Raw genomic sequence first — 16,728 nt, 5'->3', positions numbered from 1 at the left:
TTAAGCAACCAGGAAATGCAAAACGTTAACGGAGGGCTTTGTGTTAAAAGTACTAAAAAAGAATGTACCTGGAAACTTGATATCAAAATCACGCTTGAAGTGTAAGTTTTTGATAAGCAAAATATGGAATGAATCCAGTTCAACATTCCATTAAAAAATCAATTTGTAAAGGAGGTAGCCGAAAATCCTTAATAGAGTAGGCTTTTTTTTAAAAAACACAGATCATGCACTACCATTTGACAAAAGATAATCTAAACATAAAAATATAAGATTAGAAGTGAAAGGGTGCGAAAATGCATGTAGGTAGTTAAAAAAACAAAAACTATCTCAACAAATGTTAAGATAGTTTTATTCCAGTTTAAATCAATTTGTAAAAGGATATTTTCAAACTATTTATCGATACTTTAAAAACTATTTATTCCTCATACAAGGTGCAATATACAAAAAACTAAAGAATTAAAATATTATAAATGGAAACAACAGAGAAAATCTTAGAGAAAATTGAAGACGTACTTTATACAAAAGCAGAAAAAGTAGGACTACCTATCGTTGATGAAGATCTTGGGGTAATTATATTTTTTGCTACGCTATACAGGAATACCAAAGATGAGTCTTACAAACAAAAGGCACTACGGTTATTTAATAAAACTGTCAAAGTTTTTGCAGATCACGAATTGAATTACAGTTTAATACATGGGTTTGAAGGAATTTTTTGGACCGTTAATTATCTCTATGAATCCAAAATTATAGAAAGCGAAGATATCTTGGCAAATCTAGAACCTTATTTATTGGAATCTATAGAATACGATTTGAAAAATCACAACTATAACGTGCTGCATGGATGTTTAGGAAAAATACAATATTATCTGTACTCAAAAAGTGTAGACTCTGAAAAAGCATCCGAAGTAATTAACAAAGTAGTACAGGCATTTTATGATAATCGAATTGAAAAAAGTGGAAGTATTAATTGGAATGATCTACGATTAAATTCAAACTTAAATATAGGTTTTTTTAATGGGCACCCAACAATCTTAAAGTTTTTGGTAAAACTCAAAGAATGTGGATATGGTAATAACCAGATAGATGAAATGATTGATAAGTTGATTGATGTATTAGTATTGTCATTGGATCAACCAGATAAAAAAGTAAGTATACGAGGAAAAGAAATTGGAGAAGGTGGTCAATATTACAGTGTAATCGAATTACATGGCAACTTATCGATTGCTTACAGCCTCTACTATACAGGATTAGTATTAGGACGAGAAGACTTAAAACAAAAAGCACATGAAATTACCTTGGCAGTTGCCTCAAAAGACCCTAAAAAATCTGGCATCATGCATTTTGAAAAGCATTCATTTCAGGATATAGGGATGAGCCATGGTTTAGGAGGTGTTACCTATCTATTGTTCAAACTTAATAATTGGATCAAGGATACAGAAATCGAAAAAAATCAAAAAATCTGGCAACAGGAATTTCTAAAAAACACAGATAAACTTTTAGGTATTGATGAAAAAATATTAATGCCAGAAATATTCCAAAAAGATGAAAATGAATATCCTTATGATAGGTATAGTTTGTTAGATGGAATACTTGGCTCTGGATTTGTGATCTCATCCTTGCACTATAAACAAGACGACTGGGGTACTTATTTAACCATGTACTAAAAACATATTGATAATCTGAATTCTAAACAAAATGAAAAAATTTCCTTTCTATAAGCAACCCGGAGCCAAAGATTGTGGTCCAACCTGTCTAAGAATCATAAGCAAGCACTATGGCAAAGTTATTCCACTAGAAACCATTAGAGGCTTGTCCCAAACATCAAGAATAGGAAGTTCTTTACTTGGTCTATCTGAAGGTGCAGAAAACCTAGGTTTTAAGACTATAGGTATAAAAACCGATTATGAAACTTTCGCAAAAGAGGTACCTTTCCCTTGTATCGTACATTGGAGAAAATATCACTTTGTTGTAGTATACAAAGTAGAAAAAGACACGGTTTATGTTTCTGATCCTTCTTATGGATTAATAGAATATAGTAAAGAAGAATTCATTGAAGCTTGGATAGGGAACAACGCCAACGAAAAAACGCAAGAAGGATTGGTTCTAATGCTAGAAACTACTCCAAAGTTTTATGATACTGATTGGGAAAATGTTGATACAAGATCTGGATTTTCATTTTTATTAAAATACCTGTTTAAATATAAAAGTTTGATGACTCAACTTATGGTAGGGTTATTAGCAGGCAGTTTACTTCAACTGGTATTTCCATTTTTAACACAGAGTATTGTCGATATTGGGATTCAAAATCAGGATATCAATTTCATATATCTTATTCTAGGTGCACAAATAATGTTATACCTTGGTCAGGTAAGTATAGAAGCTGTTAGAGGTTGGATTCTGCTGCATTTAAGTACACGAGTCAATATTTCATTGGTTTCCGACTTCTTTATAAAACTTATGAACCTGCCTATCTCCTATTTTGATACTAGAATGACAGGAGATATCATGCAACGAATCAATGATCATCAAAGAATAGAAAAATTACTTACCAATTCCTCTTTAAACACCTTATTTTCATTTTTCAACATTATAATTTTTAGTGCAGTGCTCATCTACTATAACTTCAAAATATTTGGAATTTTTGCTGTTGGAAGTGCATTATTGATCGGTTGGATTTTCTTCTTTCTTAAAAAGAGAAAAGAATTGGACTACAAACGATTTGCTCAAATGAGCGACGAACAAAGCAAGACCATCGAACTTATCGAAGGAATGCAAGAAATCAAATTACATAATGCCGAAAAACAAAAACGATGGGGATGGGAGTTTATTCAAATACGTTTGTTTAAAGTAGCTACGCAAGGGTTAACACTTGAACAAATGCAAACCATCGGTTCTTCGTCTATTAATCAATTCAAAAATATATTGATCACGTTTACCGCAGCATCTTTGGTATTAAGTGGAGAAATTACACTGGGGATGATGTTATCTATACAGTATATTATTGGACAACTAAATGGTCCCATAGCACAGCTATTAGAATTTATTCAGGACACACAGGATGCCAAAATAAGTTTGGAACGTTTAAAGGAAATTCATGACAAAAAAGATGAAGAAAATGCTAAAGAATCCAAATCACATGAAATCCCCACGAATCAAGATATCTATGTCGAAAACTTAACCTTAAAATATGTTGGAGCTGCTGATCCTGTAATCGAAAATATGAATCTTACGATTTCTCATAACAAGACTACAGCTATTGTAGGAGCTTCTGGTAGTGGTAAAACAACCTTAATGAAAACTTTAATGCGCTTCTATAAACCGAATAAAGGAGTTATTAAAATGGGAGAGCAAAACTTTGAGAACATATCTCAAAAGGCTTGGAGAAGCCACTGTGGTGTCGTAATGCAGGATGGTTATATCTTTAATGACACTATTGCAAATAATATTGCATTAGGAGAAACCGAAATTGACAAAGAAAGACTACAAAAAGCTGTCGAAATTGCCAATATCAAAGATTTTATTGAATCATTACCTCTTAGTTACAATACCGAAGTAGGAAATGAAGGAGTAGGAATTAGTGGTGGTGAAAAACAACGATTGTTAATTGCCAGAGCAGTATATAAAAATCCAGATTTTATATTCTTTGATGAGGCTACAAGTGCATTAGATGCCAAAAATGAAAAAATTATTATGGAAAACCTAAATACCTTCTTTAAAGGTCGTACAGCTGTAGTAATTGCTCACCGATTGAGCACGGTAAAAAATGCAGATCAAATTTTGGTGATGGACAAAGGAAAAATTGTAGAAAAAGGAACGCATCAAGAACTAGTTACCTTAAAAGGAGCATACTATGAATTAGTGAAAAATCAACTTGATTTAGAGCGCTTAAACAATAGAAAACAAATGGTGGCTGAAAAACCGAAAACCAATGGTAAGAAAGTAGTAGTCGGCGTTTAAAAATTAACAAAATAAAACAATACATCATGTCTGATAAAAAAGAAAACACATTACAAGATTTTGAGCTACGCTCAGAAGAAGTACAGGAAATTCTGAGCAATCCACCAAGTTGGATGACTCGATGGGGAATAACGCTAGTCTTCTTTATCATCTTACTGATTATAGGGGCCAGTTGTATAGTTGAATATCCTGATGTAGTTACTTCAAAGATTACTATTACAACCGAAGTACCTGTAGAGAAAATAGAAGCCAAAACCAGTGGCCGTATTGTCAAAATATTGGTGCAAGACCAACAACAGGTTAAAAATGGTCAAATTCTTGCAGTAATAGAAAACACCGCAAACTTTGATGATTTTTTACAGTTAAAAAGTATCATTGATACTCTACAATTGGATTATAAAAGCTTTGAATTTCCAATCGAAAAAACAGAACACTTATCTCTTGGTGAATTAGATCAGGATTATGCTTTATTTGAAAAATCATATATCGATTTTGTATTGAATAAAAACTTAAAGCCCTATGCGATGGAAACATTATCTGGACAACGAACATTGTCTGAATTAAATAGCAGAATACAAGTTCTCAGAACGCAAAGAGAATTAGAAAAAAGAGAACTGGAGGTTAGAAAACAAGATTTAGAGCGTACCAAATTACTATTTAACAAAGGAGTAATTTCTAAAGTAGAACTTGAAAATAAAGAATTAGGATACTTGCAAGCGAGACGTAATTATGAAAACACCAGAATTAATATGTCTCAAATACAGGAATCCAAAAACAATACCCGTAGAAGTATTCAAGGATCCAACATTAATAAAATCCAAAATGAAACCAAATACCTAAAAGAAGTAATTTCTTCTTACAAACAATTAAAAAGAGCCTTGAAACAATGGGAACAAAACTATTTACTTATTGCATCCATAGATGGTAAAGTGAGTTTCCAAAAGTTTTGGGGTGAAAACCAATTTGTGAAATCTGGAGATGATGTCCTTTCGATTTTACCTAAAGCATCAGCACTTGTTGGAAAAATAACCACTTCTGCTATTAATACTGGGAAAATAAAACCCGATCAAAACGTACTGATAAAACTAGATAGTTATCCCTATCAGGAATTTGGAATGATAAACGGAGAGGTAATTAGCATGTCTTTATCACCGGATAATGAAGGAAATTATTACGTCGAGGTAGATTTGTCAAAAAAATTAAAAACCACTTATGGAAAAACACTGGTATTTAATAGAGAAATGAGAGGTACAGCAGGGATAGTTACCGAAGATCTAAAAGTAATAGAGCGGGTGTTTTACCAATTCAGAAACATCTTTAAATACAATTAGTACCAAAAAAATAAAATTATGAACAGTTTAAATCAATTTTCAGCACTAAAAAGAAATGAGCTAAAAGGAATTTATGGAGGTCAATTGGTACCACAATCCGAAAATAATAAGGAAATACCCATTATTAGTTTCGGAGATCCACAAGATTGGGATTCTAATTTCGCAACTCAGAATTTATTTTAAAACTTTTAATAATCACTTTTACAAAATTAATAATCATGAAAAATTTAACAATGCTTTCAAAACAAGAATTAAACAAGATTAATGGAGGAAATGACTATTACGACGATGGTAATGGAGGATGCATTCCTGACCCAAATAAGAAGCCAAAAACAGGCGGACCAATTATAATTATAGACCCTGTTTTATATTAAAAACGGTATCAATACCATTATACAGAACATAGGGAAAAATCTGTAAAATAACCCAAAGCTGAAATATCATGGTAAATAGGGCAGAAATGATACTATTTTCGGGGGTAATGATATCAAGGCACTACGTTATTTATGGAGTATTGTGAGTTCAGATTCCTCTGCGCTTATTAGTTCGGGGGAATCATTCTCAAAATACACTCGATTACCAGGAATTAAAAATCAAACCAGTATGACCGATAAAAACAAACTTCTTTATAAAATAGTAAAAAAGCTAAATGGATTAAGTAAAATAGAGGCTTATGAATTAGCTCATAGGTTAGAAACATTTTTATTTTATGCTTCTAATCCTATCGATATAAAAAATCTGAAACAAATTGTGGATTCTGATATTGATGACAACCAGGAAATTGATCCTTTTCATTTTACTATTTTACCCAACGGAAATTTCTGTGAATTTGATGGGTCCAATGACTGGCTACATATTTATAAAGAAAACAAAAGAATCCTTCCAAACTGGCCTATATTTAATACTTATTATTTTAAAACTAAATATGCGCCTTTAGAGCTTATAAAACTCACCAAAAAAAACTTATTAGAGAATATTCAAAATACCGAAAAGGAGAAAGATATTCTTGATTTTCTAAAAACACACGCTGTTACAAAAAAAAACGTACTAACCAATAAGTTATTACTTTTAGATTCATAGATAAGCAAAAAAGGTTTCTATCTTTGTATCTATGCATCAAAATTCGGCACAATCCGTAACAGTAATAGAGGCTCTAAAAAAAATGGAGCACTACTGTGCTTATCAGGAACGATGTCATAAGGATGTTGAGGATAAGCTTAAAACAATGAAACTGATTCCTGAAGCAAAAGAAAAAATAATTCTGCATCTTCTAGAGCAAAACTTTCTTAATGAGGAACGTTTTGCTAAAAGTTTTGCCAGAGGGAAATTTAGAATTAAAAATTGGGGCAAACAAAGAATTGTAAGAGAGTTAAAATATCGAAACATCTCTTTATATAATATTAAGACTGCCCTAAAAGAAATTCCAGAAAAAGACTATTTTAACATGTTTCATCAAATAGCCGAAAAAAAACACACTTCTCTTAAAGGAACCAACAAATACAAAAAACGAAAAAAACTAACCGATTATTTACTCTATCGAGGTTGGGAAACTCATTTGATTTTTGATAAAGTTAAGGAACTAATAAAATAGCATGTTAATTAGAATCTATTCATCATATTAGTTCTTCGAATAGCTTCTGTATTCTTGTATTCTATCCATTTTTGGCCTCTAATCTTTCGCATAAAATTGTCAAAATATCTCATAAAAAACACATTATATGTTGCTTTTGCAAAATTGCTTATATTTCTAGGAACTGAACGGATGCTCATAGAAAAACCAGGAGTAAGATATGTCATTTGATGCCAATATCCTTCGGGCATATAAAGCGTTTCTCCGTGCTTTAAGTTTGCAATATATCCTTTTGCATTTTTTAGTGCCGGCCATTTTTTAAAATCCGGATTGGTAAAATCTATCTCCTGATGTGATATTAGTGCATGTGGTACTTTGTATAGATATTTTGTTTCTGAAGGAGGAAACAATATGCATTGTTTTTCACCATGAAAATGAAAATGGAGAATATTGCCGAAATCAATATCGTAATGCATAAATACCTTGGATCCAGTACCACCAAAGAACAGAAATGGCATTTTTTTCATGAAAGTAAGTCCAATATCAGGATAGGTAAAATCCTTTTGAAGCTCTGGCACTTCTTTAAGTAAATTGTATAAGAAAATACGGTAATTTGTAGGTTTCTCATCGAGTAAATCGATGTATTCACTCATTTTCATGCGGTCATGAGGCTCATTGAATTTATGTTCTGAAGTAATTGGCCTGTCATCGTATATAGGAACTATCTTATCACCTGCCAATTTATTGATATAACCTAAGTCCCATTTTTGATACGCTGGCCAACCTTCAATTAAATGCTCAATCACCACTGGTTTTTGCAATGCAACATACTGCCTAAGAAATTCTTCTTTGGTTATTTTTTGTACGCGTGGTATTTGCTCTAAATTTAATCCCACCTAGTTTTAGAAAATAATTCAAAACCTTACTTGACAAAGATACTAGTAGTGGCTTTATTTATCTGCTGCAACCTTTTTAGCCTTTTCTTTAGCAGCCTCATTTCTTTCGATAGTATGTCCTGGCCTTGACCATTTCGGTTTTTCTCCATAAGCCTCAAATTTTGAGGCTGAAGCTTCAATGGTTTCTGGTTGTGCCTTTTTAACAAATGGTTTTTGAGGTTGAAGGCCTAATAATTTAAACATTTTCATATCCTCATTTACATCAGGATTAGGAGTGGTTAATAGTTTATCTCCTGCAAAAATAGAATTTGCTCCGGCAAAGAAGCACATGGCCTGCCCTTCTCTATTCATTTGAGTTCTTCCTGCAGACAATCTCACCTGTGTATTTGGCATTACGATTCGAGTAGTAGCCACCATTCTTATCATATCCCAAATAGGTACAGGCTTTTCATCTTCCATAGGTGTACCTTCAACAGCTACCAGTGCATTTATTGGTACAGATTCTGGTTGCGGATTTAACTTGGATAATGCTACAAGCATTCCTGCACGATCCTCAACGTTTTCTCCCATACCTATAATTCCGCCACTACAAACCGTTACATTGGTTTTGCGAACGTTATCAATTGTTTTTAATCGATCTTCGTATCCTCTGGTTGAGATCACTTCTTTATAATACTCTTCTGAGGTATCTAAATTATGGTTGTAGGCATATAAACCTGCTTCAGCAAGACGTTGTGCCTGATTTTCGGTAATCATTCCAAGCGTACAACATACCTCCATATCTAATTTATTAATCGTACGAACCATCTCTAGTACGTCTTCAAACTCTTGCCCATCCTTCACATTACGCCATGCTGCTCCCATACATACTCTAGAACTTCCTGAAGCCTTTGCACGTAGGGCCTGAGCTTTTACCTGTTGTACACTCATCAAATCATTACCATCAATATCTGTATGGTACCGAGCAGCTTGCGGACAATATCCACAATCTTCTGGGCATCCTCCTGTCTTTATAGATAACAAAGTTGATACTTGTACCGTATTTGGCTCATGATACTGCCGATGAATTGTGGCTGCTTCATACAGCAAATCCATCATAGGTTTATTATAAATGTCTAAAATCTCTTGCTTTGTCCAATCGTGTCTTATAACGCTCATAAAAAAGGTATGTAAGTCTTCAAAAGTAATTGTTTATAATCAAAAAACACAACTTATAAACATCAAATTACTAGTTTTTGAGTTTAAATTTTGTTAATTCTTGAAGGCGTTTCTAACAGCACACTAACTGCATTACCACCAAAACCAACGGCATTTATCATTATTTTCTGTAATCGTTCTGGATTCTTTTTGTGGTCTACATAAGGTACAGGTATAAATTCATTCTGCCTAAGCATTAATATAGCAAGCTCAACACTTAGAATTCCACTAGCGCCAAAAGTGTGCCCTATTTTCCATTTGTTGGTAGTTAATGCAGGAATATTATCTCCAAAAACAGCTTTAATAGCATTATACTCTGCTACATCACCTTTTACGGTTCCTGGGGCATGCATCACGATGGCATCTACTTCATTGATAGGAGTACCGGCTAATGCCATACGCATCGATTTTTGAAAACAATCGGCTTCCGTAGAAATCGATATATTATGTTGTAATATTTCTGTAGCATATCCTATCCCTGTTACGAATGCTAAAGCATTTTCTTTTTCTCCTTTTTCTAAACATGCAATCGCTGCACCTTCACCCAGCAACATCGAATTTGTATTTTTGTCCCAATGCATAGCTTGACAAGGGTAAGCTGCTGTATTTTCTTTGGCATAGATCTTTAATGCCTTCATTTGTGCTATAGTAAATGGAGTCAAAGGCGCCTCGCTGCCTCCTACCAAAAATTTATCTGCCAAACCTGATTGTAGCCATGCAACCCCATTAAGCAATGCATGTAGTGCGGTTGAGCAGGTAATAGAATGGCTGATTTCTGGGCCATTGCTTTTTAAATCATGTGCTATCCATGATGAGATATTACCCAATGTAGTGGTTGGCGAACTTAATGTGGATGATGTACCGGTAGAAAGAAATTCCTGATGATATTTTTCAAAAAGTTGAGTAGCACCACGAGAAGATCCTACATTGATTCCAAAATCATAATCATCACTCCACCCAGAATTTTTAATTGCATGTCTGGCAGCATAAATTCCGAAAAGAACAGAATCATCGAGGGAGCGATACTGTTGGCTTTCTGATCTCAGTTTTGAAATTACATGCTTACCTTTAGTAGAAAGTTCGGCAACAGGAGTTTGCTCTCCGCTATACTCTTTAAAAGAAATACAATGAGAAGTACTTTTGTAACTGTCCCATATTTCTTCCGCAGAAATTCCTAATGGGGATATCGAAGAAATGCCGGTAATGGATATTTTGTGCTGCAATTTTTAAATTTTGACAAATGTAGGGGTTTGTTCTTTTTTGTTCAATAGTAAACTACTAAATTGTAGCTATACTTTAGTAACAAAAATACAGTTTGATCTACTTATTCGTTAAGAACTCATAATTACATTGTACTATGGAAAATCAAATACCACAAAAAAGCTGGTTTGCGCGTAACTGGGGTTGGGTAGTTCCTCTGGGTGGCTGTCTCACTATAATTGTCTTGTTTTTTGTTTTTTTAGGTTCTGTGATATTTGGTGTGAGCGAATTAATGACGGGGTCTGACCCTTACAAAGAAGCTTTAGCCAAAGTAAAGCAAGATGAATATGTTATTGAAATACTAGGTGAACCTATAGAAACCGATGGTATTATGCAAGGAGAGCTTTCCTTTAAGAATAGTACCGGTAAAGCAGATATTTCTATTCCGATCAAAGGACCCGAAGGTAAAGCCAAAGTTTATGTAGTGGGCACCAAACAAAATGATCGATGGGAGTATACCGAGATGTATGTTATCATTGCTAAAACAGACGAGCAAATAGACTTATTGGGATATGAAAATGATTAGACTACATTAAGCAACTCAATAATAGCATGGTAGATTTTTTCTAATTGGTCGTTGGTGATGATATATGGAGCCAGGACATATATAGTATTCCCGAGAGGCCTTAAGAATATACCTCTATCCATAAAGTGATTAAAAATCTCATATCTTTTTTTACCATATCGATCCATTTCTATATTTAAATCTAATGCATAGATTACTCCTTTTTGTCTTGTTGACTTTATTTTAGGATGGTTCTTTATTTTATTATCAAAATTTTTGTGAGATTCTATAATTCGTTGAATTTTATTTTGAATTGCTTCAGTTTTCAGCAATTTTATTGCAGCTAATGCCGCAGAACAAGCAATTGGATTGGCAGAGTAGGTATGTGCGTGAAAAAAAGCTTTCCCTACAGAATCATCTAAAAAAGCATTGTAAATTTCCTGAGTACAACTTGTAACTGCCATAGGGACAAAACCTGCAGTTAATGCTTTTGACATTGAGATGATATCAGGTTTCTCTTCAACATGATCCGAAGCAAAATCACTACCCGTCTTCCCAAAACCTGTCATTACCTCATCGGCAATAGTGATAATCTTATTTTCCTTACAGATTTTTAGGATTTGATCTAGATATTCTGCTTCAAACATATGCATTGCATTGGCCCCTTGTACTAAGGGTTCGTAAATAAAAGCTGCCACTTTATTACTTTTAATAATACCTTGCAATTGTTCTAAAACAGTATCAATATTTTCTGAATTGGGAGTAGAAATGCGCTTTACATCGATAAAAAAATCTTCAAACGGACCATTATAAACCGATAACCCGGAAGCAGACATTGCACCAAAAGTGTCACCATGAAAACCATTTTCAAAAGCAATGATGGTATTTCTTTTGTCTCCTTTGTTAAAGTGATACTGTAAAGCCATTTTGATTCCTACCTCATTAGCTGTAGAACCATTATCCGAGAAAAAGATCTTTTCCTGATTGTCAGGAAGGATTTTGATCAATTCTTCTGACAATCTAATAGCAGGTTCGTGTGTAAATCCAGCAAACACAATCTGATCCAACTGTTGCATTTGCTCTTGCACCTTATTTAAAATAAAATCATTACAATGCCCGAACATGGCTGTATACCATGATGCTATTCCATCTATGTATTCTTTGCCATCTTCTCCATATAATAGCGCTCCCTTTGCTTTTACAATAGGTAAGGCTTCTGGATGAATTTTATGCTGGGTAAGTGGGTGCCACAAGTGTTTTTTGTCTCTTTCTTTTAAGGTACTACCCCGAGCCATCTCTTCAGAAATTATAGGAAGTTCTTCGTTTAGTTTCTTCATAGTTCTTCTAGTCTTTCCGCGAATAAGTCTGCATATTCCTTAATTACCATCGAGTCAAAATACGGTTCATCATTAATTCTTCCCAACACATTCACATCGGTCATCTTTTTGATAATATCTTCGGTAGTTTTGTGTTCATCGCCATTAAAAATTATCGATACATTAAAACCTCGCTCTTTTAAGATCCAAAGGGTCATTAACGTATGATTAATACTTCCCAGGTAATGTCTTGAAACCACAATAACGTTATAATCTGGTCTGATTAAGTCTAAAATGGTGTCTTTATTATTTAATGGAACCAATACACCCCCAGCTCCTTCGATCACCAGATAATTATCGGTTTCGGGAATTTTTATGTTATCCAATTCGATAGTAAGTTGATCAATTTCTGCAGCCGCATGAGGGCTCATAGGTGTGTTTAATGCATAACTGTTTTTATGAAACTTTGACTTTTTATTAGATATAAGTTGTTTTACCTTATCCGTATCAGAAAACTCTAAATCTCCTGCTTGTACAGGTTTAAAATAATCTGCCTTCAGGGCTTCAACAACAATAGCCGAAGCTACTGTTTTTCCGACATCGGTTCCTATTCCTGTAATGAATATTTTTTTCATAAACCCAAAAATGATACTTTATATGATTGTGTTTCTTAATTAGAAACAAAGGTAGTCAACAACTCTAAAACTTCAGTTATTTCAGCTTTAGAATTAAAACTATGCAAACAAATACGTAATCGCTCTTTACCTTTGGGAACGGTTGGTGATAAAATAGGTTTTACATCAAAGCCCTTCTTTTGAATTTCTTGAGCCACATGTTTTACACGATCATTACCCGAGATAATACAACAATGTATCGCAGAATCACTTTTAATAAATTTTGATTTCAGGTTCAATTCTTCAAGTTTATTATTAAAAAAACTAATATTGCTTTTAAGTTTTTCAATTTCTGAAGTGCTTTGAAGGGTCTTGTAAGCTGACTGAATAGCAGCTAAAGAATGTGGAGGCAATCCAGTAGTATAAATAAAACTTCTTGCAAAATTAACCAGGTAGTTGATCAAATCCTGTGATCCCAAAATCACAGCACCATGGCAGCCTAAAGCTTTTCCAAAGGTATTGATCCTTGCAAATACTTGATCTTCGATTCCTAATTCTTGAAGTATACCAACGCCTTGTTTCCCAAAAACACCCGTGGCATGAGCTTCGTCTACTATCAAATGGCAATTATTGTCTTTACAAAATTGAACAAAGCCTTTAAGGTCCGGCACATCACCATCCATAGAGAATATAGATTCGGTGGCGACATACACTTCTTTGTAATCATTGTTTACATTTCGCCTACGCCCAATGTGAAGGCGAAGATTTTCTAAGTCATTGTGCTTAAACTTGTAGGATTTTGCATGACTCATTTGTATTCCATCCCTAATAGATGCATGAATCAATTCATCATAAAAAATAAGGTCTCCTCGCTGTGGTACAGATGAGAAAAAGCCTATGTTGGCGTCATACCCCGAATTAAAAATTAAAGCCGCTTCAGCATGGTGAAACTTTGTCAATATTTTCTCAGCTTCTACATACCATTCGTGATTACCCGATAATAAACGTGATCCTGTTGACCCGTTTTTTTTTTGACCTCTATTTCTAATAAGTTCATTTGTATAGTCAAAAAGATCTTTGGAAGCTGCGAACCCCAAATAATCATTTGACGAAAAATCAATGAGATTACTCTTTTTTGTGAGTGTACGCAGCGCATTGCTCTGTGCTCTGTTCTGAAGTTTTTTCTGAAGTTTTTTTGGCAATTGCATAATGTTCAAAAATAAAACAAATACTGCTTACCATACTCAAATTTTTGAATTTAAGAAGATACTTCAACTACAATAGTCTTATTTTTCGTTTACGCAAAACTATTCAAGATCAGTTCTAATACTTATATTTGATACTCATCAATCTTCTTAATGACTTAAAATGAAAACACTACAAGCTGCGTTTCTAATCCTTATTGTCCAACTTGCTTTTTCCCAAGCAAAGAATCAATATAGAATTTCTTTTGAGAATGCGATTCATCACGAAGCCAAAATACAAGTCACTTTTCCCGATATAAAAACAGACACATTATCTGTAAGAATGAGCAGAACCTCTCCTGGTAGATATGCCTTACACGAATTTGCCAAAAATGTATACGATGTTGTTGCAACAGACGGACAAGGTAAAAAGATTAACGTTACCCGTCCTAACCCGCATCAATGGGATATATCTAATCATGATGGGACAGTACATCTATCTTACATTTTATTTGCAGATAGAGGAGATGGCACTTATTCTCAAATCGACGAAACTCATGCTCATCTCAATATTCCTGCGACTTTTATGTATGCTCCGGCGTTAAAAGACAGAGCTATAGCTCTAACTGTTGAACCAAGAGGTGATCTTAACTGGAAAGTGGCTGCACAGCTTAACGATGCAGGGAATAACGTATACACCGCTCCTGATCTACAATATTTTATGGATAGCCCTGTTGAAATAAGCAACCATACGGTAAAAGAGTTTAAAGTTACATCAAATGGAGCAGAGTATATCATAAGGCTTGTGTTACACCATCAAGGTACCGAAGAAGAAGCAAATACCTATTTCGAAAACGTAAAAAAAATTGTTCTGCAAGAAGAAGCAGTATTTGGAGAATATCCAAAATTTGATAATGGCATATATACTTTTTTGGCTTGTTATATGCCACAAGTATCCGGTGATGGTATGGAACATCGAAATTCAACAATACTCACCAGTACCCGTAGTCTTGCTAACGAAGGAATGAAAAAGAATATAGGTACTGTTTCTCACGAATTCTTTCATGCCTGGAATGTTGAACGTATTCGACCTAAAACTTTAGAACCTTTTAATTTTGAAGAAGCCAACATGTCTGGAGAACTATGGTTTGCTGAAGGATTTACCAGCTACTATACCAATTTAATTTTATGTAGAGCTGGAATTTTAAGCCAAGAAGAATATATTAAAGGGCTTACTAAAACCTTTAATTATGTATGGAATTCACCGGCAAGAGCCTATTTTAATCCTATAGAGATGAGTTATCAGGCTCCTTTTGTAGATGCAGCAACATCTGTTGATCCTGTAAACCGGGCAAATACTTTTATCTCTTATTACTCCTATGGAAGCGTACTTGGATTAGCTCTTGATCTATCACTAAGAAGCTATAAAAACGATCTCAATTTGGATGACTACATGAAACTTGTCTGGGGAAAATATGGTAAGACCGAAGTACCTTACACCAAAGAAGATTTGCAAAACACCTTACGACAATATGCCGGAGAAACCTTTGCAAATAATTTCTTCGGCAAATATATTGACAATAGTCAAATGCCTGATTATAAAACTTTATTTTCAAACTTTGGGATTGCATTACTAAACAATACTAAAATTCCGTATCACGGCATCCCAATTACATTTGATAATAATCAAACAATTGTATCCTCTTATCCCAAAAAAGGTACACCCGCATATGCTATAGGATTAAGTAAAGATGACATTATTTTAGATATAGACGGTCATTCTTTTACTAATAAAAAAGAACTATCTGAATTACTTAATAACTATCGCCCTGGACAAGAAGCAACAATCACCTATAAAAGATTTGAAAAAGAGATAAAAACAGAAATCACTTTTGCTGTCAATCCTAACTTTGAAATCTCCTTGCAAGAAAAACCTAGCAAAGATGCTTTGGCTAAAAGAGAACATTGGTTGAAGGCCAAATAACAATTGTATCGATATGAATCTCTCTTATACCGTAACCTCGTCTATAGAAGAATTACAACAGATCATTCATCTCCAGCAAAGTAATTTGCCTTCTTCGATTTGCGAGGAAGAAAAAGAAGCCGAAGGATTTGTGACTGTACAACATGATTTGGAAATTTTAAAAAAGATGCATGATTATGAACCTCATATAATTGTTAAAGATGAGGGTAAAATAGTGGGATATGCATTATCAATGGTAAGCGATTTTAAAACAGATATTGAAGTACTAAAACCTATGTTCGAAAAAATTGAGCTGTTATTAGATGGTCAAACTTCTTACCTGGTGATGGGACAAATATGTATTGATAAAGCCTATCGGAAACAGGGGATGTTCAGAGGGCTATATTATAAAATGCGAGATGAGTTTATGCATAAATACGATTTACTAATTACCGAAGTAGCTGCAAACAATACGCGTTCAATGCAAGCGCATTATGCTATTGGATTTTCAGATTTGCTTGTATATGAAGCTGATGGATTTACCTGGCACTTAATCCAATGGAATTGGAAATAGAAAAAACGCCTTCTAATTTGAAGGCGTTTTATGATTCTTATCAAAGTAAATTGCTTAATCTGCCAAAACAATCACTTTATTATCTTTCATTTCAATAGTTCCCGAATTAATAGGAAGTAATGTTGCCCCATTTTCTCCTTTAGAGAATTTATCTGCAACTTCTTCTTCCAAATTCATGTCTCCATACACTTTTACATTTCCTTGTCCTAATAAAGAAACAATAGGCGCATGATTGTCTAACATCTGAAATTCTCCATCAACACCCGGCACTGCAACTGAAGTTACTTCACCGCTAAATAATACTGCCTCTGGAGTTACTATTTCTAAATACATAATTTTTAAGTATTGAGTAGTTAGTAGT

Annotated in this window: 17 protein-coding genes; 10 read left to right on the top strand and 7 right to left on the bottom strand. The window is 33.9% G+C overall.

The features are described from left to right. Nucleotides 1-470: 470 nt before the first annotated feature. The 7 genes from ACFSJT_RS07125 (at nt 471) to ACFSJT_RS07095 (ending at nt 6,879) form a co-directional block, all read left to right on the top strand. Nucleotides 471-1,664: a lanthionine synthetase LanC family protein gene (locus ACFSJT_RS07125; protein WP_378319533.1), complete on the top strand. Its 1,194-nt coding sequence runs from the start codon at nt 471-473 to the stop codon at nt 1,662-1,664. A gap of 31 nt (nt 1,665-1,695) precedes the next feature. Further along, entirely contained in the window at nt 1,696-3,957 is a 2,262-nt protein-coding gene (locus tag ACFSJT_RS07120; RefSeq protein ID WP_378319532.1) for a peptidase domain-containing ABC transporter, read from the top strand. A 26-nt stretch (nt 3,958-3,983) separates the two neighbouring features. Beyond that, nucleotides 3,984-5,288 (top strand): HlyD family secretion protein, encoded by a 1,305-nt coding sequence (locus tag ACFSJT_RS07115; RefSeq protein ID WP_378319531.1) that lies wholly within the window; start codon nt 3,984-3,986, stop codon nt 5,286-5,288. A gap of 18 nt (nt 5,289-5,306) precedes the next feature. Continuing rightward, nucleotides 5,307-5,471: a hypothetical protein gene (locus ACFSJT_RS07110; RefSeq protein WP_378319530.1), complete on the top strand. Its 165-nt coding sequence runs from the start codon at nt 5,307-5,309 to the stop codon at nt 5,469-5,471. Nucleotides 5,472-5,506: 35 nt separating this feature from the next. Beyond that, nucleotides 5,507-5,662, top strand: coding sequence for a hypothetical protein (locus ACFSJT_RS07105; RefSeq protein WP_378319529.1), 156 nt, complete (start codon nt 5,507-5,509; stop codon nt 5,660-5,662). Nucleotides 5,663-5,891: 229 nt separating this feature from the next. Next, nucleotides 5,892-6,368 carry a hypothetical protein gene (locus ACFSJT_RS07100; RefSeq protein ID WP_378319528.1) on the top strand — a complete coding sequence of 159 codons (477 nt, stop codon included), beginning with the start codon at nt 5,892-5,894 and terminating at the stop codon, nt 6,366-6,368. A gap of 82 nt (nt 6,369-6,450) precedes the next feature. Then, nucleotides 6,451-6,879 carry a regulatory protein RecX gene (locus ACFSJT_RS07095; protein ID WP_378319527.1) on the top strand — a complete coding sequence of 143 codons (429 nt, stop codon included), beginning with the start codon at nt 6,451-6,453 and terminating at the stop codon, nt 6,877-6,879. Between the two features lie 8 nt (nt 6,880-6,887). On the opposite strand, the gene ACFSJT_RS07090 is transcribed toward ACFSJT_RS07095, so the two are convergent. The 3 genes from ACFSJT_RS07090 to ACFSJT_RS07080 form a co-directional block, all read right to left on the bottom strand. Next, nucleotides 6,888-7,754, bottom strand: a complete 867-nt coding sequence (locus ACFSJT_RS07090) for a cupin-like domain-containing protein (protein WP_378319526.1) — start codon at nt 7,752-7,754, stop codon at nt 6,888-6,890. A 54-nt stretch (nt 7,755-7,808) separates the two neighbouring features. Then, nucleotides 7,809-8,912 (bottom strand): biotin synthase BioB, encoded by a 1,104-nt coding sequence (gene bioB / locus ACFSJT_RS07085; protein ID WP_378319525.1) that lies wholly within the window; start codon nt 8,910-8,912, stop codon nt 7,809-7,811. 83 nt (nt 8,913-8,995) lie between these two features. Then, a complete protein-coding gene (locus ACFSJT_RS07080; RefSeq protein ID WP_378319524.1) occupies nt 8,996-10,174 on the bottom strand; it encodes a beta-ketoacyl synthase N-terminal-like domain-containing protein in 1,179 nt (392 codons plus the stop codon). Between the two features lie 134 nt (nt 10,175-10,308). Here ACFSJT_RS07080 and ACFSJT_RS07075 point away from each other — a divergent pair, with 134 nt between their 5' ends. Next, the gene (locus ACFSJT_RS07075) at nt 10,309-10,737 is read left to right on the top strand and encodes a cytochrome c oxidase assembly factor Coa1 family protein (RefSeq protein WP_378319523.1); all 429 of its coding nucleotides are present in this window, start codon (nt 10,309-10,311) and stop codon (nt 10,735-10,737) included. Here ACFSJT_RS07075 and bioA read toward each other — a convergent pair. From bioA to ACFSJT_RS07060, 3 genes are read right to left on the bottom strand one after another with little or no spacing between them, the layout of a single operon-like run. Then, on the bottom strand, nt 10,734-12,053 hold the full coding sequence (bioA, locus tag ACFSJT_RS07070; protein WP_378319522.1) for an adenosylmethionine--8-amino-7-oxononanoate transaminase: 1,320 nt from the start codon (nt 12,051-12,053) through the stop codon (nt 10,734-10,736). The two genes, ACFSJT_RS07075 and bioA, sit on opposite strands and share 4 nt — an antisense overlap. Beyond that, the gene (gene bioD / locus ACFSJT_RS07065) at nt 12,050-12,667 is read right to left on the bottom strand and encodes a dethiobiotin synthase (protein ID WP_378319521.1); all 618 of its coding nucleotides are present in this window, start codon (nt 12,665-12,667) and stop codon (nt 12,050-12,052) included. The genes bioA and bioD overlap by 4 nt, the downstream gene beginning before the upstream one ends. 35 nt (nt 12,668-12,702) lie before the next feature. Continuing rightward, nucleotides 12,703-13,854: an aminotransferase class I/II-fold pyridoxal phosphate-dependent enzyme gene (locus tag ACFSJT_RS07060; protein ID WP_378319520.1), complete on the bottom strand. Its 1,152-nt coding sequence runs from the start codon at nt 13,852-13,854 to the stop codon at nt 12,703-12,705. A gap of 160 nt (nt 13,855-14,014) precedes the next feature. Here ACFSJT_RS07060 and ACFSJT_RS07055 point away from each other — a divergent pair, with 160 nt between their 5' ends. After that, the gene (locus ACFSJT_RS07055; RefSeq protein WP_378319519.1) at nt 14,015-15,814 is read left to right on the top strand and encodes a M61 family metallopeptidase; all 1,800 of its coding nucleotides are present in this window, start codon (nt 14,015-14,017) and stop codon (nt 15,812-15,814) included. Nucleotides 15,815-15,827: 13 nt separating this feature from the next. Next, on the top strand, nt 15,828-16,367 hold the full coding sequence (locus tag ACFSJT_RS07050) for a GNAT family N-acetyltransferase (RefSeq protein WP_378319518.1): 540 nt from the start codon (nt 15,828-15,830) through the stop codon (nt 16,365-16,367). 54 nt (nt 16,368-16,421) lie between these two features. Here the strand turns inward: ACFSJT_RS07050 and ACFSJT_RS07045 are convergent, their stop codons facing one another. Continuing rightward, nucleotides 16,422-16,700, bottom strand: coding sequence for a F0F1 ATP synthase subunit delta/epsilon (locus tag ACFSJT_RS07045; protein WP_378319517.1), 279 nt, complete (start codon nt 16,698-16,700; stop codon nt 16,422-16,424). Between the last annotated feature and the right edge of the window lie 28 nt (nt 16,701-16,728).

This window comes from Aquimarina celericrescens (genome assembly GCF_042682765.1).
In the GTDB taxonomy this organism is placed as follows: Bacteria; Bacteroidota; Bacteroidia; order Flavobacteriales; family Flavobacteriaceae; genus Aquimarina; species Aquimarina celericrescens.
This window is presented reverse-complemented; position numbering and strand designations above follow the sequence as displayed.